Source organism: Escherichia sp. MOD1-EC5495 (assembly GCF_002965965.1).
In the GTDB taxonomy this organism is placed as follows: Bacteria; Pseudomonadota; Gammaproteobacteria; order Enterobacterales; family Enterobacteriaceae; genus Escherichia; species Escherichia ruysiae.
On sequence record NZ_PTRI01000004.1, the window covers coordinates 1 to 20,601 of the forward strand.

General features: G+C 51.2%; 12 protein-coding genes and 1 pseudogene. 5 read left to right on the forward strand and 8 right to left on the reverse strand.

Translation table 11 applies throughout. The features are described 5' to 3' along the window. The 4 genes from BEG40_RS04365 to glpA form a co-directional block, all read right to left on the reverse strand. Positions 1-907 (reverse strand): ISNCY family transposase (locus BEG40_RS04365; RefSeq protein ID WP_105284951.1); only part of this gene is annotated, 907 nt, incomplete at its 3' end. Between the two features lie 193 nt (positions 908-1,100). Further along, positions 1,101-2,291 (reverse strand): anaerobic glycerol-3-phosphate dehydrogenase subunit GlpC, encoded by a 1,191-nt coding sequence (gene glpC / locus BEG40_RS04370; RefSeq protein ID WP_105284952.1) that lies wholly within the window; start codon positions 2,289-2,291, stop codon positions 1,101-1,103. Next, positions 2,288-3,547 carry a glycerol-3-phosphate dehydrogenase subunit GlpB gene (glpB, locus tag BEG40_RS04375; RefSeq protein WP_105284953.1) on the reverse strand — a complete coding sequence of 420 codons (1,260 nt, stop codon included), beginning with the start codon at positions 3,545-3,547 and terminating at the stop codon, positions 2,288-2,290. The genes glpC and glpB overlap by 4 nt, the downstream gene beginning before the upstream one ends. After that, entirely contained in the window at positions 3,537-5,165 is a 1,629-nt protein-coding gene (gene glpA / locus BEG40_RS04380) for an anaerobic glycerol-3-phosphate dehydrogenase subunit A (protein ID WP_105284954.1), read from the reverse strand. Before glpA ends, glpB begins: the two co-directional genes overlap by 11 nt. 272 nt (positions 5,166-5,437) lie before the next feature. Between glpA and glpT the strand changes: the two genes are divergently transcribed. From glpT to inaA, 3 genes are all read left to right on the forward strand, one after another. Further along, the gene (glpT, locus tag BEG40_RS04385; protein ID WP_000948734.1) at positions 5,438-6,796 is read left to right on the forward strand and encodes a glycerol-3-phosphate transporter; all 1,359 of its coding nucleotides are present in this window, start codon (positions 5,438-5,440) and stop codon (positions 6,794-6,796) included. A gap of 4 nt (positions 6,797-6,800) precedes the next feature. After that, positions 6,801-7,877, forward strand: coding sequence for a glycerophosphodiester phosphodiesterase (gene glpQ, locus BEG40_RS04390; RefSeq protein WP_000779064.1), 1,077 nt, complete (start codon positions 6,801-6,803; stop codon positions 7,875-7,877). Positions 7,878-8,128: 251 nt separating this feature from the next. Beyond that, complete coding sequence (gene inaA / locus BEG40_RS04395; RefSeq protein ID WP_000301023.1) at positions 8,129-8,779, forward strand: lipopolysaccharide kinase InaA; 651 nt, start codon at positions 8,129-8,131, stop codon at positions 8,777-8,779. 53 nt (positions 8,780-8,832) lie between these two features. Here the strand turns inward: inaA and yfaE are convergent, their stop codons facing one another. The 3 genes from yfaE to nrdA all read right to left on the reverse strand — a co-directional run bounded on the left by yfaE (position 8,833) and on the right by nrdA (position 12,591). Then, the gene (gene yfaE, locus BEG40_RS04400; protein WP_000135040.1) at positions 8,833-9,087 is read right to left on the reverse strand and encodes a ferredoxin-like diferric-tyrosyl radical cofactor maintenance protein YfaE; all 255 of its coding nucleotides are present in this window, start codon (positions 9,085-9,087) and stop codon (positions 8,833-8,835) included. Next, the gene (nrdB, locus tag BEG40_RS04405; protein WP_105284955.1) at positions 9,087-10,217 is read right to left on the reverse strand and encodes a class Ia ribonucleoside-diphosphate reductase subunit beta; all 1,131 of its coding nucleotides are present in this window, start codon (positions 10,215-10,217) and stop codon (positions 9,087-9,089) included. Before nrdB ends, yfaE begins: the two co-directional genes overlap by 1 nt. An 88-nt stretch (positions 10,218-10,305) precedes the next feature. Further along, positions 10,306-12,591, reverse strand: coding sequence for a class 1a ribonucleoside-diphosphate reductase subunit alpha (gene nrdA, locus BEG40_RS04410; RefSeq protein ID WP_001075192.1), 2,286 nt, complete (start codon positions 12,589-12,591; stop codon positions 10,306-10,308). Between the two features lie 689 nt (positions 12,592-13,280). Between nrdA and BEG40_RS04420 the strand changes: the two are divergent. Then, positions 13,281-16,836, forward strand: a pseudogene (locus BEG40_RS04420) (autotransporter outer membrane beta-barrel domain-containing protein). Positions 16,837-16,976: 140 nt separating this feature from the next. On the opposite strand, the gene ubiG reads toward BEG40_RS04420, so the two are convergent. After that, entirely contained in the window at positions 16,977-17,699 is a 723-nt protein-coding gene (gene ubiG, locus BEG40_RS04425; protein WP_105284956.1) for a bifunctional 2-polyprenyl-6-hydroxyphenol methylase/3-demethylubiquinol 3-O-methyltransferase UbiG, read from the reverse strand. Positions 17,700-17,845: 146 nt separating this feature from the next. Here ubiG and gyrA point away from each other — a divergent pair, with 146 nt between their 5' ends. Further along, a complete protein-coding gene (gene gyrA / locus BEG40_RS04430) occupies positions 17,846-20,473 on the forward strand; it encodes a DNA topoisomerase (ATP-hydrolyzing) subunit A (protein WP_001281237.1) in 2,628 nt (875 codons plus the stop codon). Positions 20,474-20,601 lie beyond the last annotated feature (128 nt).

The window sequence follows — 20,601 nt, forward strand, 5'->3', positions numbered from 1 at the left end:
CGATTTTAATGGCTTGTTCATGCATGCCTTCCTGCAAACCTTCTAATTTACCTTCTTGCAAACCTTCTAATTTACCTTCTTGCAAGCCTTCTAATTTACCTTCTTGCCAGCCTTCAATCTTACCCTCCTGCCAGCCAATTTGATGTCCTTCCTGCCGTAGCCGTTCAGCAATAGTCATCAATCTCTCCTTTTGTAGTGGTGAACGTTCGGCAATCTCCTGAATAAAGCGGGTGAAACGGGAGGTATCGCCACATTGCAGGAGATAATTAAACAGTGTTTGCAATTGGCTGTCATTAGTGAAGCCTCTAACCAAAAGCGTGGTGATCCTGTCGACCATGCCGATTAAATCGCGGTCGCGAATATGTTTTTGAATAAGTTCCAGCAGGGCTATACGCCGATGTTGCATGATCTCATCGTCAGGTACGATGGTGATATCCACCAACGGAAAAGCTTCGGTGTACAACTGCCGGGCAAGTTGCGGATCGTTAAATTCATCCAGCCAGTTGAGAGAATACGGGTAGGGCGAGGTTTCGCCATGATAAAACAACAATGGCACTACCAGCGGGACTTTGTCATAACCTTTATCCAGGTGACGCTGCATGGCGGCGGTGGCATAGCGCATCAGCCGAAAGGCCATATTCTTTTCCGCAGAACTTTGATGTTCAATTACGCAGTAGATATAGCCGTCACCTTCGCTGGTTTCTACCGACCACAAAACATCCGAGTAGTAAGCGCGTAAGCTTTTTTCAATAAAACTTGTGGGTTCCAGCCTTAACGTATGCAGATTACACAGCTTACGTAACGGTTCCGGTAGATGTATTTCCAGAAAATCCCGTGCGGTATTGGGTGAGAACATAAAGGTTTTAAATACCGCATCATGCGGGGAGGAGGTTGTTGATTCAGTCATGGTTGTCCGTCACCTGATATTTATGATGACGCGACATTACGGTTATCCCAGGCCTTTGACATCTGCCAGTTTCAGTCTTTGCGAGACGTTTTCAGAGGAATTTTCATTGTGATGAAACGCATACATTGGGTACGGAATCGCGCACGCAAAAATGCCCGATAAGCAATGCGCTTACCGGGCATCAGAAGGGAGTTTAAACCAGCGCCTGAGCCAGCAGCGTAATCGGATGTTCGCAGCGAAGACTTGTGGACATCTCAATCTGCCATTTGCAGGTTTCGCAGTCGGTAACCACCAGATCCGCGCCGCTCTCTTCTATCTGGCGGAACAGCGGTGCACCGATGGCTTGTGAGGTGGGGTAGTTCTCTTTTTTGAAACCGTAAGTACCCGCAATACCGCAGCACTGGGAATCCAGCACTGTTAGCTCAAGCCCTGGGATCTTACGTAAAAGTTCCAGGGTGTAGAGCGTCCAGCCCATTTTTTCCATATGGCACGGGGTGTGATAGACCACTTTTAGCGGCAGTGATTTCAGCGGCAAGGTTTTGCCTTCGTCGAGCTTGCGCCACAGCCAGCGGGTTGCCAGTTCGATATGATCGCGCAAGCCTTTGTTGTCGACATTCAGCACTTCCGGGTACTCGTCGCGCAAGGCAAACGTACAGGTAGAGGAGGTGGCAATCACCGGAATACCTTTTCCCCCCACAGCTTCGCGGATCGTTTCCACGTTAGTGATTGCCTGTTTACGCGCTTTATCGGTAAAACCGTTGGCGATGAGTGGCACACCGCAGCATTTCTCTTTGCTGAGCAGTTGTACGCCGGTGCCCATCGCGTTGAGCACTTTAATTAAATCCTTGCCTAACTGCGGATGGTTGTAGTTAACGAAGCAGCCGTGGAAAAAGGCCACCTGGTCTTTATATTGCGCCTGCTGCGCCGCCACACTGCGATACCAGCGACGGAAAGTGCCGAAGGAGTATTTCGGCAGCGTGCGGCGATGGTCAATTTTTAACGCCGCATCAAGCAGTTGTCGCACTGGTTTCAGCGAGGTAGCGGTGTTGACGATAGGCGCGAACGGCGTGGAAACGCTACCCATCAGGTCGGTATGACTCAAAACGAAATTGCGCAGCGACGGGCGTGAGGTGTCATATTTCGCCCGCGCGCGCTGGATGATATCGCCAATCTTCACATCGGACGGGCAGGCGACTTCGCAACGTTTGCAGTTAATGCAATATTTCAGCGCCTCGTCATACAGGGCGCCATCTTTCAGACGCAGACGCTCGCCATCCGGCCCGGCCTGTTTTGGCCCCGGATAGCCCGGATTCACCCGGCTTACCGGGCAGGCGGTGGTACAGACGGTGCACTTAATGCAATTTTCGAAGCTGGTATCGTTCATTGTTGGCCTCCTGCGCGTTGGGCAATCTGTTGAGCAGCATGTAATGCACTGACAGCACAAACGCCGCCGCCGCATCCCTGAGCGATAGGATCATATCCGCCCAGCACCGATCCGATGGCAAACAAGTTTTCTACCGTCTGGCCTGCCTGCGATGGGCGTAGCGCCTCATCAGTGGTTACACCGAACTGCTGCCATGGTTGCGCCGCAAAAAAATCACTTCGATACCACTCACCCCGCGTGGCGGTTTGCAGCACATCAAGGCCGAGAATCGGCTCGCGAATGCCGTTGCGTTCCGCAACCAGTCCGCCGCTAAAGAAGCTGCCGCTGGCGAGAACCGCGAAACGTGGACGCAGCGGGATGTCGGCGTGATTACGAGTCCAGATTTCATTCACCACGCCATTTTTACAGGTCACTTTTTTCACTTCATCGCCCGGCATCCATACACCGCCCTGGCGCACGAACTGACGTTGAAGCTGATTTTGCAGACGAATGCCCAGCACGGAAGGTGGCAGTGTCGGCAGTAACATTAATGAACAGGGTAATTGTTCGTTCAGCCAGCGCCAGAGTCTGTCATCAGCCAGGCCGAAGCAGGCTGGCATCAGGATCATTTCACAGGTGTTGGCGACAGGGATAAGCGCATCAAGCAACAGTGGCCAGTTTTCTTCGTTATCAAGGAAACGGGCAATATTTACCGCGCGGAACTCGGTGGCGTTATTACGTAGCACATCCAGTTCCGGCAGTTCAATTTCTGCGGTTTCAACCGAAAGATCCAATTCACGTAACGAAGCTGCCGCAAGATGCGCCTGAAAATCCATCAGCCCGCTGATACCCACCACACATATTTTCTTCGCTGGCAACGGCCAGACGGGGACTTCTGGCGAGCTTAGCCAGGTTGAGCGCAGAGTGCCGAGCGGTGTAACTCGCTGGTGAGCCAGTTCAACGCTACCCTGCAATTGCGCACCGCTTTCAGCGATCAATGCCTGCGCCCTGCAAGCGAGATCGAGCACGCGCTGTGAGCCGAGAACACTGTAAGGATGGGCAGGAACCTGATGGCACAAAGATTCCAGGCCATCGTGAATGTCTGTCACCGTTTGACCGTCAGGCAGATGGCTCAGTAAATCCAGCGATCCGGACGAAAAATGCAGCGCGCTTTGACCACGAGTGACAATCGCACAGCGCAGGCCGTGTTTTTGCAGTTGCAGACCGCAGAGTAATCCGGCAAGACCGCCGCCCATAATGACAGTATCAAATCGCATCTTTCTGCTCCTTCTCCAGACCACACAGTCCCTGATAAACCCAGCGGGTAAATTCGCTTTCGCGCAGCGCATCGCCCCAGGCAACAGGTTGCACGCCTTTCCAGCGTTCGTTCAGGAAGGTGGAAAGTTGCTCAATAGATTGCGCAGAGGTGGTGACATTAAAGCGTTGCAGCAGTCCGGCGGCGCGGCAGGCGCAGAGTTCGCCCTGGCAGGTGCCCATTCCCACACGGGTACGACGGCGCAAATCTAACAGACTGTTAACGTTTAAATTTTCTACTGCATATTGCACTTCGCCTGCGGTAACGGCTTCGCATTCACAGACCAGGCTGCGGTGCAAACGGCCTTCACTTAACCAGGCTGGCGTACGATCGCCGTGACGGTAAACCGCAGAACCGCGCAGCGGGGCTGGGAGGGAGATAATTTTTTGCAGCGTGGCTTCAGCCGGTTCCTGTGAACCTGGTAGCGGCGTATCGGCAGTGATGCAGGGGCGCGTGTTGCCCAGTTTGCGGCACACCGCGTCAGTAGCCCATTCCGCCATCAGGCGGTAGGTCATCAGTTTGCCGCCGGTGATGGTGATAAATCCGTCCAGCCCGTCGCGTTCGGCGTGATCGAGCAGCACGATGCCGCGACTGACGTTACGTCCGCTCGGGTCGTCATCGCTGGCAACCAGTGGGCGCACGCCAGAGTAGGCTCGCAGAATACGTGTTTTCGCCATCACCGGAGCCAGTTTTTCCCCTTCACGCAGCAGAATATCCACTTCTTCTGCCGTCATCCGGTTGTCGTCGATCTCATTGTAATCAATACGTAAAGAGGTGGTTCCAATCAGCGAAATGGTATCGCCGGGAACCAGAATATCGGCATCAGAAGGTTTACGGCAGCGGTTGATCACATGCTGATTAATGCGGTGATCCATGATCAGCAGCGATCCTTTCGCCGGGAACATGAGAATGCGTAGATCGGCATACTCGGCAATATGTTGTCCCCAGATCCCGGCGGCATTAACCACCACAGGTGCATGAAGTGCCTGGGTTTCGCCGGTGAGATGGTTACGCACACGAACGCCACATACCGTCGCGCCTTCACGAATCAGGCCAGTGACTTCGTGGGCGGTGAGGATAACTGCACCGTGTTCTTTCGCATCGAGCATATTTGCTGCGGTCAAACGAAATGGATCAACGGTGCCATCCGGGACTTTCACTGCACCTATCAATGCCGGGTTAACGGAAGGTTCGATAATGCGCGCTTGCTGCGGATCGATGGCTTCTGCGCTTATTCCTGCTTCTTCGCAAGCGCGAATAAAAGTGGTTTGAAAGGAGAGGTCATCTTCTGGCAGGGTGATAAACAGGCCGTTGGTCGGCTCAACACAATGACGCGCAATGCGTTTTAATATCTTGTTTTCACTAATACATTCGCGGGCCGATTCCGCATCGGTTACCGCATAGCGCGCGCCGCTGTGCAGCAGACCGTGGTTACGCCCGGTCGCGCCTGTGGCGATGTCATGGCGCTCAACCAAAATCACGCGCAGCCCGCGTAGGGCACAGTCGCGGGCAATCCCGGCTCCCGTTGCGCCGCCGCCAATGATAATCACGTCACTTGATTGCGAGTCGCGAGTTTTCATTGTTATCCCTCTGAAGTTCGTTTTTTACCATTTAGCCATAGTAAAAACATGAATTGTTTGATTTCGCGCATATTCGCTCATAATTCGAAAGTGAAACGTGATTTCATGCGTCTTTCAGAACATTTCAATCATTGTGTTTAATAATGTGTGCGGTAATTCACATTTAATTTATGAATGTTTTCTTAACATCGCGGCAACTCAAAAAACGGCAGGTTCTTCTACTGAATCAAGCTGTTAATCATAAATAAGACCATGGGCCACGGAGGCTATAAATGTTGAGTATTTTTAAACCGGCGCCACACAAAGCGCGCTTACCTGCTGCGGAGATCGACCCGACCTATCGTCGATTACGCTGGCAAATTTTCCTGGGGATATTCTTTGGTTATGCTGCTTACTATCTGGTTCGTAAGAACTTTGCTCTTGCTATGCCCTATCTGGTGGAGCAGGGATTCTCGCGTGGTGATTTAGGTTTTGCGCTTTCAGGGATCTCAATCGCCTATGGATTTTCGAAATTCATCATGGGCTCGGTATCGGATCGCTCGAATCCGCGCGTTTTCCTGCCAGCTGGTTTGATTCTTGCTGCGGCAGTGATGCTGTTTATGGGATTTGTGCCGTGGGCGACTTCCAGTATTGCGGTGATGTTCGTGCTGTTGTTCCTCTGCGGCTGGTTCCAGGGGATGGGATGGCCGCCGTGTGGTCGTACCATGGTGCACTGGTGGTCACAGAAAGAACGTGGCGGCATTGTGTCGGTGTGGAACTGTGCGCATAACGTCGGCGGTGGTATTCCGCCGCTGTTGTTCTTGCTGGGGATGGCCTGGTTCAATGACTGGCACGCGGCGCTTTATATGCCGGCTTTCTGTGCCATTCTGGTGGCGCTTTTCGCTTTTGCCATGATGCGCGATACCCCGCAATCCTGTGGTCTGCCGCCGATCGAAGAGTACAAAAATGACTATCCGGACGATTATAACGAAAAAGCGGAACAGGAGCTGACTGCGAAGCAGATTTTCATGCAGTACGTGCTGCCGAACAAACTGCTGTGGTATATCGCTATCGCTAACGTGTTCGTTTACCTGCTGCGCTACGGCATCCTCGACTGGTCGCCAACCTACCTGAAAGAGGTGAAACACTTCGCGCTGGATAAATCTTCCTGGGCCTACTTCCTTTATGAGTACGCGGGCATTCCGGGCACCCTTTTGTGCGGCTGGATGTCGGATAAAGTCTTCCGTGGTAACCGTGGCGCAACCGGCGTCTTCTTTATGACTCTGGTGACCATTGCCACTATCGTTTACTGGATGAACCCGGCGGGCAACCCGACCGTGGATATGATTTGTATGATTGTCATCGGCTTCCTGATTTATGGCCCTGTCATGCTGATCGGTCTGCACGCGCTGGAACTGGCACCGAAAAAAGCGGCAGGTACGGCGGCAGGCTTTACCGGACTGTTTGGTTATCTGGGCGGTTCTGTAGCGGCGAGTGCGATTGTTGGCTACACCGTGGATTTCTTCGGCTGGGATGGCGGCTTTATGGTAATGATTGGCGGCAGCATTCTGGCAGTTATCTTGTTAATTGTCGTGATGATTGGCGAAAAACGTCGCCATCAGGAATTACAGCAAAAACGCAACGGAGGCTAATGGCATGAAATTGACGCTGAAAAACCTTAGCATGGCGATCATGATGAGTGGAATGATCATGGGAAGCAGTGCAATGGCGGCAGACAACAGCGAGAAAATTGTAATAGCCCATCGCGGCGCCAGTGGTTATTTGCCGGAGCATACGCTGCCAGCAAAAGCGATGGCGTATGCACAGGGGGCTGACTATCTGGAGCAGGATTTGGTAATGACCAAAGACGACCATCTGGTCGTCCTGCATGATCACTATCTTGATCGCGTTACTGATGTTGCCGATCGTTTCCCGGACAGGGCACGCAAAGACGGTCGTTACTACGCGATAGATTTCACGCTGGATGAAATTAAATCACTGAAATTTACCGAAGGCTTCGATATTGAAAACGGTAAGAAAGTGCAGACTTTCCCTGGACGCTTCCCGATGGGTAAATCTGACTTCCGGGTGCATACTTTCGAAGAAGAGATTGAATTTGTTCAGGGGTTAAACCATTCGACCGGGAAAAACATCGGCATCTACCCGGAGATTAAAGCGCCGTGGTTCCATCACCAGGAAGGGAAAGATATAGCGGCTAAAACTCTGGAAGTGCTGAAAAAATATGGTTACACCAGCAAAGGGGACAAAGTTTATTTGCAATGCTTTGATGCTGATGAGCTGAAACGCATTAAAAATGAGCTGGAACCGAAAATGGGCATGGATCTCAATCTGGTTCAGTTGATTGCTTATACTGACTGGAATGAAACTCAGCAGAAACAGCCGGACGGAACCTGGGTAAATTACAGCTATGACTGGATGTTTAAGCCGGGCGCCATGAAGCAGGTGGCGGAATATGCTGACGGCATTGGCCCCGATTACCATATGGTCATTGATGAGACATCGCAGCCGGGCAATATTAAACTTACTGGAATGGTGAAAGATGCACAGCAGAATAAGCTGGTAGTGCATCCTTATACCGTGCGGTCGGATAAACTGCCGGCATATACGACCGATGTGAATCAACTGTATGACGCCCTGTATAACAAAGCAGGTGTTAATGGGCTGTTTACGGACTTCCCGGATAAGGCAGTAAAATTCCTCAATAAAGAGTAAGTTCAGTGTCGGATGGCACGTAAGTGCCATCCGGTATATCTCTTCATTCAAAGCCTCATCTAAGTCATAGTAAAATAGCGGACATATTTAATTCTTCATAAAGTCTGTTGGTTATCCTTACTTGCAGTTCTTTAGAGCGGGATGATTTGTTCCCGGCAAAAGAAATCCAGTAAGAAACACTTTTTATTAAGTTTTTCTTAAGGTAAACACCTATAGTCATTGTCGTTAATAATAAAGACAGGCGACAGGGTATGGCAGTTTCAGCAAAACACGATGAGTTCAATCATTGGTGGGCTACAGAAGGTGACTGGGTTGAGGAGCCGAATTACCGCCGCAACGGTATGAGCGGGGTGCAATGCGTCGAGCACAACGGCAAAAAGTTGTATGTGAAGCGCATGACTCACCACTTGTTTTATTCTATCCGCTATCCGTTTGGGCGTCCGACGATTGTTCGGGAGATAGCTGTAATAAAAGATCTGAAGCGCGCCGGTGTAATTGTGCCGAACATCGTTTTTGGTGAAGCGGTGAAAATTGAGGGTGAATGGCGCGCGTTGCTGGTGACTGAAGATATGGCGGGGTTTGTCAGCATTGCTGACTGGTATTCACAACACGCAGTAACGCCTTATTCCGACGATGTACGGCAAGCAATGTTGAAAGCGGTGGCGCTGGCATTTAAAAAGATGCATAGCGTTAATCGTCAGCATGGTTGCTGTTATGTTCGCCATATCTATGTGAAAACAGAAGGTAAGGCAGAAGCAGGTTTTCTTGATCTGGAGAAAAGTCGCCGTCGTCTGCGTCGCCATAAGGCTATTCATCATGACTTCCGCCAGTTGGAGAAATATCTGGAGCCGATCCCTAAAGCGGACTGGGAGCAGGTGAAAGCGTATTATTCTGCCATGTAATCGTTGTAGGCCAGATAAGACGCGTAAGCGTCGCATCTGGCGCTAGTACCCGATCACATCTCGATTTCAATATCACCTTTTGCCCGGCAACAACAGGGCAAAATTTCCCCAGGTTGAATAAAGGCTAACGGTTCGGCAATCCAGTCCACCTGGCCTGCGACAAGGCGCGTGCGACAGGAGCCGCAGTAGCCTTCGCGGCACTGATACTCAACCGCCACATTGTGGGATTCCAGCGCCGCCAGAAGAGAAGGGTGTTCATCCTGGCACAGCAGTTGTGTGCCAGTAATGCGCAGGGTAACGCGAGCCATCAGAGTTGGAAGTTACTCAAATCGTCGGTGTCTACTTCCGAGTCAATCTGTCCGACCAGATAAGAACTGACTTCCACTTCCTGCGGAGCAACCTGTACGTTATCAGACACCAGCCAGGTGTTGATCCACGGGATTGGGTTGGAGCGCGTCTGGAACGGCAGATCTAAACCAACCGCCTGCATACGGATATTGGTGATGTACTCGACGTACTGGCAGAGAATGTCTTTATTCAGACCAATCATCGAACCGTCACGGAACAGATAATCCGCCCAGTCTTTCTCCTGCTGTGCCGCCTGAACAAACAGGTCATAGCACTCTTGTTTACACTCTTCGGCAATTTCCGCCATCTCAGGATCGTCCGCGCCGCTGCGCAACAGATTCAGCATATGCTGAGTACCAGTCAGGTGCAGGGCTTCGTCACGGGCAATCAGGCGAATAATTTTGGCGTTGCCCTCCATCAGCTCACGTTCCGCGAATGCGAAAGAGCAGGCGAAGCTGACGTAGAAGCGGATCGCTTCCAGCGCGTTAACGCTCATCAGGCAGAGATAAAGTTTTTTCTTCAGCTCGCGCAGGCTAACGGTCACGGTTTTGCCGTTGACGGTATGGGGGCCTTCGCCCAGCAGATGCCAGTAACTGGTCATTTCGATCAGTTCGTCGTAGTAAGCTGAAATCCCTTCCGCGCGTTTCTGGATCTGCTCGTTGGTGACGATATCATCAAACACAACAGACGGATCGTTAACGATATTACGAATGATGTGCGTGTAGGAGCGGGAGTGAATAGTTTCCGAAAACGCCCAGGTTTCTACCCAGGTTTCCAGTTCGGGAATGGAAATCAGCGGCAGCAGCGCCACGTTCGGGCTACGCCCCTGAATAGAGTCCAGCAGCGTCTGATATTTCAGGTTGCTGATAAAGATGTGTTTTTCGTGCTCCGGCAGCGCCTGATAATCGATACGGTCGCGGGAGACGTCAACTTCTTCTGGACGCCAGAAGAAAGAGAGCTGCTTTTCGATCAATTTTTCGAAGATTTCATATTTTTGCTGATCGTAGCGAGCCACGTTGACCGGCTGACCAAAGAACATGGGTTCTTTGAGCTGATCATTCTTCGTCTGTGAAAAGGTGGTATATGCCATGAATGTGTCCTGTGGTTTTATTACCCCTCACCCTAACCCTCTCCCGCAAGGGGAGAGGGGACGGTTTGGTGCAAAGGCTGGGGGATTATCAGATCTTACATGCGCCGCTTTCGCAGCCATCGTCCTGGATTGACGGCACCAGATCGTCTTGTGCGTCTTCAGCACCGTCACGGGTGTTCTGATAATACAGCGTTTTGACCCCGAATTTGTAGGCGGTGAGCAGGTCTTTCAGCAACTGCTGCATCGGCACTTTTCCTGACGGGAAGCGTGACGGATCGTAGTTGGTGTTGGCAGAGATCGACTGATCGATAAATTTCTGCATGATACCCACCAGTTGCAGGTAGCCATCGTTACCCGGCATTTCCCACAGCAGCTCATAGGCGTCGTGCAGGTGTTCGTAGTCCGGCACCACCTGGCGCAGAATACCGTCTTTCGACGCTTTAATGCTGACGTAACCGCGCGGCGGTTCAATACCGTTAGTGGCGTTAGAGATCTGTGAAGAGGTCTCGGACGGCATCAGAGCAGAAAGCGTGGAGTTACGCAGGCCGTGCGTTTTGATTGACTCACGCAACGCTTCCCAGTCGTAATGCAGCGGTTCATTGGTGATAGCATCCAGATCTTTCTTGTAGGTATCGATCGGCAGGATACCTTTCGCGTAAGTGGTTTCGTTAAACCACGGGCACGCGCCTTGCTCTTTCGCCAGCTCGTTAGACGCTTTCAGCAGGTAATATTGAATAGCTTCGAAGGTTTTATGCGTCAGGTTGTTGGCACTGCCGTCGGAGTAGCGTTTACCGTGCTTCGCCAGATAGTAAGCGAAGTTGATCACACCAATACCCAGCGTGCGACGACCCATCGCTCCGCGTTTGGCTGCCGGGATCGGGTAATCCTGATAATCCAGCAGCGCGTCGAGTGCGCGCACCGCCAGAATCGCCAGCTCTTCCAGTTCATCCAGGCTATTAATTGCGCCCAGGTTGAAAGCAGACAGCGTACACAACGCGATTTCACCGTTTTCGTCGTTGACGTCATTCAGCGGTTTGGTCGGCAGGGCGATTTCCAGGCACAGGTTAGACTGGCGCACTGGCGCAATAGCCGGATCAAACGGGCTGTGGGTGTTGCAGTGGTCAACGTTCTGAATATAGATACGACCGGTAGACGCACGTTCCTGCATCATCAGCGAGAACAGCTCAACGGCTTTCACACGCTGTTTGCGGATGCTGTCGTCTTTTTCATATTTGGTGTACAGGCGCTCAAATTCTTCCTGATCGGCGAAGAACGCGTCGTATAACCCTGGCACATCGGACGGGCTGAACAGGGTGATATCTTCACCTTTCAGCAGGCGGGTATACATCAGTTTGTTGATTTGTACCCCGTAGTCCATATGACGCACGCGGTTGCCTTCAACCCCACGGTTGTTTTTCAGCACCAGCAGGCTTTCTACTTCCAGATGCCAAATTGGGTAGAACAGCGTTGCTGCACCACCGCGCACACCGCCCTGGGAGCAGGATTTCACAGCGGTCTGGAAATGCTTATAGAACGGAATACAACCGGTGTGGAACGCTTCGCCACCGCGAATCGGGCTACCCAGCGCACGAATACGCCCGGCGTTGATACCGATACCGGCACGCTGGGAGACGTATTTTACAATCGCGCTGGATGTCGCATTGATGGAATCCAGGCTGTCGCCGCACTCAATCAGTACGCAGGAGCTGAACTGACGAGTCGGGGTACGCACGCCGGACATGATTGGCGTCGGCAGCGAAATTTTAAATGTGGAAACCGCGTCGTAAAAACGCTTCACGTATTGCAGACGCGTTTCACGCGGGTAGTTTGAGAACAGGCAGGCAGCAACCAGAATATAGAGGAACTGGGCGCTCTCGTAGATTTCGCCGGTCACGCGGTTCTGTACCAGATATTTCCCTTCCAGTTGCTTAACGGCAGCGTAAGAGAAGGTCATATCACGGTCGTGATCGATAAACGTGTCCATCTGCTTGAACTCTTCTTCCGTGTAGTCTTCCAGCAGATGATTATCGTATTTGCCCATTTCGACCATTTTCTTCACATGGTCATACAGCGCAGGCGGCTCAAACTGACCGTAGGCTTTTTTACGCAGGTGGAAAATTGCCAGGCGCGCGGCGAGGTACTGATAATCCGGTGCTTCACGGGAGATCAGGTCTGCGGCAGCCTTGATAATGGTTTCGTGGATGTCAGAAGTCTTGATACCGTCATAAAACTGAATGTGGGAGCGCAGTTCGACCTGGGAAATCGAAACGTTATGCAGTCCTTCTGCCGCCCAATCCAGAACACGATGGATTTTGTCGAGATTGATGCGCTCTGTGCTACCGTTGCGCTTTGTCACCAGCAGATTCTGATTCATGTATGTAGTACCTGTTTTGGGAATACTTTCCGCAATAGTGTCGCTTTGACTACCTGTAGTGAGAAAAGTCGCAATGAACACTATATATAGGGGGTATGTTTGGGATTCACTGCAAGATAGTGTGAAAATGGCCCTCTTGCAAGTGCATAACTTTGTGGATAACTCGCAACGGAAAAGGTGACTTCCACGCACCTTAGGTCAGACAAGGTGTTCGGGAAAGTCAATGGGAAGAGAAAAAATTGTTAAAAATAACCGTTCGGCGATTTCTTGAACGTTCAATTTAAGATAATTATTGATCCAGGTTATTTATTGCGCTTATGTCAGATGTGGCGAAAATTGATACCATCACAAACTCATATCATGTCGACACTTATTGTTATGTTTATGATGTGAGCAAATGTAAAGGGGGGGCGTTCACGAAACAGATATTTTTTAATCAGTAGATGTAAAATTAAAGTTTGCGATATTGATTATTCCAGGTAAACAAGAAATGAATTAATCAGTTTAATATGTTTTAATTATCATTGTTTAATAATCAAGTAAACTTTGAAAGAAATAATTAATACCTTTCTGTAAATATTATTTCTGGTTCGATTATTTTAAAAATTTCTTGTTTACAATTGGTTATTATCTACAATCGTAATATGCCTTTTAATGATAGCGTGTTATTTCTCACAGGCTGTCAGATCATGAATAAAAAATGGATTATTTTTATCAGGAAAGGGTATCTGTTAATTTTCCCGGCTGTCGTTGCTTGCGTGTTTACGCGTGCAAACGCGGCGTCGCAGATTCTGGCTTCATGTCAGGGGGTTAATGTTTCTACCAGTTGCCTGGCCAGTCGCCAGAGCCTCTCAGGTAGTATGCAGACCTGGAGTGTTGCTGACGGGCAATGGCTTATTTTTTCCTCTATGGCAAATGATGCCAGTGGCGGGGCGGTATTTTTACAACAAGGAGCTGATTTCATATTGTCAGCACAAGGTGGAACAGGTATGACTCTGTTCGAAAATAATACCGTGAGTGGTGAATATAATAATGGAGGTGCTATTTTTGCGAAAGAAAACTCAACGCTGAATCTTACTCAGGTTATCTTCGACAGTAATGTGGCCGGAGGATATGGCGGGGCAATCTATTCTGCGGGTACAAATGACGCTGGTGATATTGATCTTAGCGTTACCAATGCTGTATTTACAGGTAATATTGCTAACGATGGCAAAGGTGGCGCAATTTATTCGATTAATAATAATGTTTACTTAAATAACACGATTTTTAATAATAATCGGGCATATACATCAACAAGTTACAGTGATGGCGATGGTGGCGCTATCGATATCACCGATAATAATACGGAAACCATTCACCCATCAGAGTTCACAATAATTAATAACACCACGTTTACAGATAATATTGCTGAAGGCTACGGTGGTGCAATTTATAGCAGTAGTGCGAACTCTCCCTATCTTATTGATATTTCGGTTGATGCCGGCTACAGCTATAACGGTGGCGTTTTGGTGGATGAGAACAACAGTGCCACAGGATATGGCGATGAGCCATCTGCGTCGGCGGGCGGCTTTATGTACATCGATTCAAGTCAGGTCAGGTTTGATATCGCTGGTAATAAAACGTTGATTATTGGTGACCTGAGCAACGATGGTGCGCTCGATTCCATTGCCGGAACCGGAAGTATCAGCAAAACCGGCCGCAGGCGAACTGGTGCTTAATGCGGATAATAATAATTTTACCGGTGAGATGCGGGTTGAAAACGGTGAAGTGACGCTGGGGCGTAGCAATTCGCTGATGAATGTTGGCGATGATCGTTGCCAGAGTAATCCACAAAATTGCTATGGCCTGATGGTCGGCAGTATCAGTCATCGGGATGATCAGGCAGAACTTAACGTTGGCGCAACACAGCAGACTTTTGTTCACTCACTGACGGGTTTTCAGAATGGCACTTTAAATATTGATGCTGGCGGTAACGTGACTGTAAATGCCGGCGGGTTTAGCGGAACTATTGAAGGTGAAGGGCAACTGACCATTGCTGAAAATGGTAGCTATGCGCTGGCGGGGGCGTCGTCGATGGCGCTGACCGGCGATATTGTGGTGGAAGATGGCGCAATCCTCTCGCTGGCGGGAAACGCGGCGGATCTGGCGGCGATGCAGGACGATCCGCAGTCAATTGTGTTAAACGGTGGCATATTAGATCTCTCCGATTTCACCACCTGGCAGAGCGGTACGTCAGAGAACGATGGGCTGGAAATCAGTGGCAGTGGCGGTACGGTAATTGGTCAGCAGGACGTTGTCGATCTTTATAGTGGTGAGGATTTGCATATTGGCGATGACGGGAAAAAAGGCGTCTATGTAGTGGTAGATGCAGGCGATGGACAGGTAAGCCTGGCGAATGACAATCAATACCTCGGCACAACACAAATCGCTTCCGGCACGCTGGTGGTGAGCAACAATTCTCAACTTGGTGATACTCACTATAACCGCCAGGTTATCTTCACTGATAATCAACAAGATAGCGCGATGGAGATTACGGCTGATGTCGATACTCGCTCTGCGATGGCTGGTCATGGGCGTGATATCGAAATGCGCGCTGATGGCGAAATTGTGGTTGATGATGGTGCTGTGACGCAGTGGGGCGCATTGATCGCCGACAGCAGTGGACATCAGCAGGATGTGGGAACCACACTGACGAAAACCGGTGCAGGAACGTTGGAACTGACTGCCAGCGGCACGGCGCAGTCGGCGGTGCGAGTGGAAGAAGGTACGCTGAAAGGTGATGTTGCGGATATCTTTCCTTACGCTTCGTCGCTGTGGGTTGGTGACGGGGCAACGTTCGAGACTGGCGCGGATCAGGATATTCAGTCTATTGATGCCAGTTCCAGCGGCACTATCGACATCAGCGATAGCACGGTTTTGCGTTTAACTGGGCAGGATACGTCTGTGGCGCTTGACGCCTCATTGTTTAACGGTGGCGGTACGCTGTTTCTCGACAGCGAATTAAACGGCGATGACTCGGTAAGCGACCAGTTGGTGTTGAACGGCAATACCGCTGGCAGCACGACTGTGGTGGTTAACCCCATTACTGGCATTGGCGAGCCGACATCTACAGGTATAAAAGTGGTTGATTTCGCTGGCGATCCCACGCAATTTCAAAATAATGCGCAGTTCAGTCTGGCGGGCAGCGGCTACGTCAATATGGGCGCTTACGACTATACGTTGGTGGAAGATAACAACGACTGGTATCTGCGATCGCAAGAAGTAACGCCGCCATCGCCACCTGATCCAGACCCGGACCCAACACCCGATCCTGACCCAACACCCGATCCAATCCCCGCTTACCAGCCGGTGCTGAATGCCAAAGTTGGCGGTTATCTCAATAACCTGCGGGCAGCAAACCAGGCGTTTGTGATGGAGCGACGCGATCATGCGGGTGGCAATGGTCAGACGCTGAATTTACGTGTTATCGGCGGACGTTATCATTACACGGCGGCAGGGCAACTGGCTCAGCATGAAGACACTTCTACGGTGCAGCTTAGCGGTGACCTGTTTAGGGGGTGCTGGGGCGATGATGGCGAGTGGATGCTTGGGATTGTAGGTGGCTACAGCGATAACCAGGGCGACAGCCGCTCGAATATGACCGGAACTCGCGCCGATAACCAGAACCACGGTTATGCCGTTGGGCTGACTTCGAGCTGGTTTCAGCATGGTAGCCAGCAGCAGGGGGCGTGGCTGGATAGCTGGCTGCAATATGCGTGGTTTAGCAATGATGTTTCCGAACAAGGCGACGGCACGGATCATTACCACTCGTCGGGGATTATCGCCTCGCTGGAAGCAGGGTATCAGTGGTTACCGGGGCATAGTGTGGTAATCGAACCGCAGGCGCAGGTGGTTTATCAGGGCGTGCTGCAGGATGATTTTACCGCCGCTAACCGTGCGCGGGTGTCGCAATCGCAGGGCGATGATATTCTGACGCGTGTCGGGATACATAGCGAATGGCGTAATACTTTCTATATCACGCCAACCCTGGATTTGAATTATTATCACGATCCAAATTCGGCGGAAATTGAAGAAGATGGCAGCAATATCAGCGACGATACGGCGAAGCAGCGTGGTGAAATAAAAGTGGGGATAACTGGCAATATTAGCCAGCGAGTTTCCCTGCGCGGCAGTGTCGCATGGCAGAAGGGAAGTGATGATTTTGCCCAGACGGCAGGATTTTTGTCGATGACGGTGAAATGGTAATTGTTGTCCGCCCGGCATCGTTGCCGGATGCGGCGTAAACGCCTTATCCGACCTACGGGGGGCATTTGTAGGCCTGATAAGACGCGGCAAGCGTCGCATCAGGCATTGGTACGGTTGCCGGATGAATCCGGTCAACAATCTCACTTATTCTGCGTGTGCAGCATATAGTTCACATCCACGCCGGGGCCGAGTTTAAAGGAATTAGTGATCGGGTTGTAATGCAGCCCGGTCATATGACGCTCTTTTAAACTGGTCTGATCCACCCAGCCCAGCAGCTCTGCCGGTTTAATAAACTTCTTCACATCATGCGTGCCTTTAGGCACCATGCGCAAAATATATTCCGCGCCAACCACCGCCATCAGCCATGACTTGCCATTGCGGTTAAGCGTCGAGAAAAAGACATCGCCGCCCGGTTTCACCAGTTGCGCACAGGCTCTGACCACTGACTGCGGATCGGGGACGTGCTCCAGCATCTCCATGCAGGTCACCACATCATATTGCCCGGCATGTTTTACCGCGTGCTCTTCCACGGTTTCCTGCACGTAATCTACCTGAATGCCGCTTTCCAGTGCGTGCAGCTTTGCCACCTGCAATGGCTCAAAGCCCATATCCAGACCGGTCACCGTCGCGCCTTCGCGCGCCATACTCTCGGCCAGAATGCCGCCGCCACAACCGACATCGAGCACCTTTTTGCCAAATAAACCGCCAGCACGCTCGGCAATATAGCCCAGACGCAGCGGGTTAATGCGGTGCAGCGGTTTGAACTCACCTTCAAGATCCCACCAGCGGGAGGCGACGGCTTCAAATTTAGCGATCTCTTCGTGGTCTACGTTATGGTTTACCGGCGATTTTTCGGCATTCATTGGCACTTCTACTCCGTAATTGGCAAGACAATCGAGTATATCAGGCATTGCAGGTGAATAAAGCGTATAGGTTTACCTCAATCTGCGCGGCTGTGTTATAATTTGCGACCTTTGAATCCGGGATACAGTAGAGGGATAGCGGTTAGATGAGCGACCTTGCGAGAGAAATTACACCGGTCAACATTGAGGAAGAGCTGAAAAGCTCCTATCTGGATTATGCGATGTCGGTCATTGTTGGCCGTGCGCTGCCAGATGTCCGAGATGGCCTGAAGCCGGTACACCGTCGCGTACTTTACGCCATGAACGTACTAGGCAATGACTGGAACAAAGCCTATAAAAAATCTGCCCGTGTCGTTGGTGACGTAATCGGTAAATACCATCCCCATGGTGACTCGGCGGTTTATGACACGATCGTCCGTATGGCGCAGCCATTCTCGCTGCGTTACATGCTGGTAGACGGTCAGGGTAACTTCGGTTCCATCGACGGCGACTCTGCGGCGGCAATGCGTTATACGGAAATCCGTCTGGCGAAAATTGCCCATGAACTGATGGCCGATCTCGAAAAAGAGACGGTCGATTTTGTTGATAACTATGACGGCACGGAAAAAATTCCGGACGTCATGCCGACCAAAATTCCTAACCTGCTGGTGAACGGTTCTTCCGGTATCGCCGTAGGTATGGCAACCAACATCCCGCCACACAACCTGACGGAAGTCATTAATGGTTGTCTGGCGTATATTGATGATGAAGACATCAGCATTGAAGGGCTGATGGAACACATCCCGGGGCCGGACTTCCCGACGGCGGCAATCATCAACGGTCGTCGTGGTATCGAAGAAGCTTACCGTACCGGTCGTGGCAAGGTGTATATCCGCGCCCGTGCAGAAGTGGAAGTTGACGCCAAAACCGGGCGTGAAACTATTATCGTCCACGAAATTCCGTATCAGGTGAACAAAGCGCGCCTGATCGAGAAGATTGCGGAACTGGTAAAAGAAAAACGCGTGGAAGGCATCAGCGCGCTGCGTGACGAGTCTGACAAAGACGGTATGCGCATCGTGATTGAAGTGAAACGCGATGCGGTCGGTGAAGTTGTGCTCAACAACCTCTACTCCCAGACCCAGTTGCAGGTTTCTTTCGGTATCAACATGGTGGCATTGCACCATGGTCAGCCGAAGATCATGAACCTGAAAGACATCATCGCTGCGTTTGTCCGTCATCGCCGCGAAGTGGTGACTCGTCGTACCATTTTCGAACTGCGTAAAGCCCGCGACCGTGCTCATATCCTTGAAGCATTAGCCGTAGCACTGGCGAACATCGACCCGATCATCGAACTGATCCGTCATGCGCCGACGCCTGCAGAAGCGAAAACCGCGCTGGTTGCTAATCCGTGGCAGCTGGGCAACGTTGCCGCGATGCTGGAACGTGCTGGTGACGATGCTGCGCGTCCGGAATGGCTGGAGCCAGAGTTCGGCGTGCGTGACGGTCTGTACTACCTGACCGAACAGCAAGCTCAGGCGATTCTGGATCTGCGTCTGCAGAAACTGACCGGCCTTGAGCACGAAAAACTGCTCGACGAATACAAAGAGCTGCTGGATCAGATCGCGGAACTGTTGCGTATCCTTGGTAGCGCCGATCGTCTGATGGAAGTGATCCGCGAAGAGCTGGAACTGGTTCGTGAACAGTTCGGTGACAAACGTCGTACTGAAATCACCGCTAACAGCGCAGACATCAACCTGGAAGATCTGATCACCCAGGAAGATGTGGTCGTGACGCTCTCTCACCAGGGTTACGTGAAGTATCAGCCGCTTTCTGAATACGAGGCGCAGCGTCGTGGCGGGAAAGGTAAATCTGCCGCACGTATTAAAGAAGAAGACTTTATCGACCGACTGCTGGTGGCGAACACTCACGACCATATCCTGTGTTTCTCCAGCCGTGGCCGTGTCTATTCGATGAAAGTCTATCAGTTGCCGGAAGCCTCTCGTGGTGCACGTGGTCGTCCGATCGTCAACCTGCTGCCGCTGGAGCAGGACGAGCGTATCACCGCGATCCTGCCAGTGACCGAGTTTGAAGAAGGCGTGAAAGTCTTCATGGCCACCGCTAACGGTACTGTGAAGAAAACCGTCCTCACCGAATTCAACCGTTTGCGTACCGCCGGTAAAGTGGCGATCAAACTGGTTGAAGGCGATGAGCTGATCGGCGTTGACCTGACCAGTGGTGAAGACGAAGTGATGTTGTTCTCCGCCGAAGGTAAAGTGGTGCGCTTTAAAGAGTCTTCTGTCCGTGCGATGGGCTGCAACACCACGGGTGTTCGCGGTATTCGTTTAGGCGAAGGCGATAAAGTCGTGTCTCTGATCGTGCCTCGTGGCGATGGCGCAATCCTCACCGCAACGCAGAACGGTTATGGTAAACGTACCGCAGTGGCGGAATACCCAACCAAGTCGCGTGCGACGAAAGGGGTTATCTCCATCAAGGTTACCGAACGTAACGGTTTAGTTGTTGGCGCGGTGCAGGTAGATGACTGCGACCAGATCATGATGATCACCGATGCCGGTACGCTGGTACGTACTCGCGTTTCGGAAATCAGCATCGTGGGTCGTAATACCCAGGGCGTGATCCTCATCCGTACTGCGGAAGATGAAAACGTAGTGGGTCTGCAACGTGTTGCTGAACCGGTTGACGAGGAAGATCTGGATACCATCGACGGCAGTGCTGCGGAAGGGGACGATGAAATCGCTCCGGAAGTGGACGTTGACGATGAGCCAGAAGAAGAATAATTTCATTTCTTCATGCCAAAAGGGAGCCATCTCCCTTTTTTGAATTGAAAAGTCCAGGCTGTAAAGTCTGGGCTTTTGTCGTATTAGGGCGCGATAAAGTTGTGCATCGCCCATAAAAAATGGCTGGC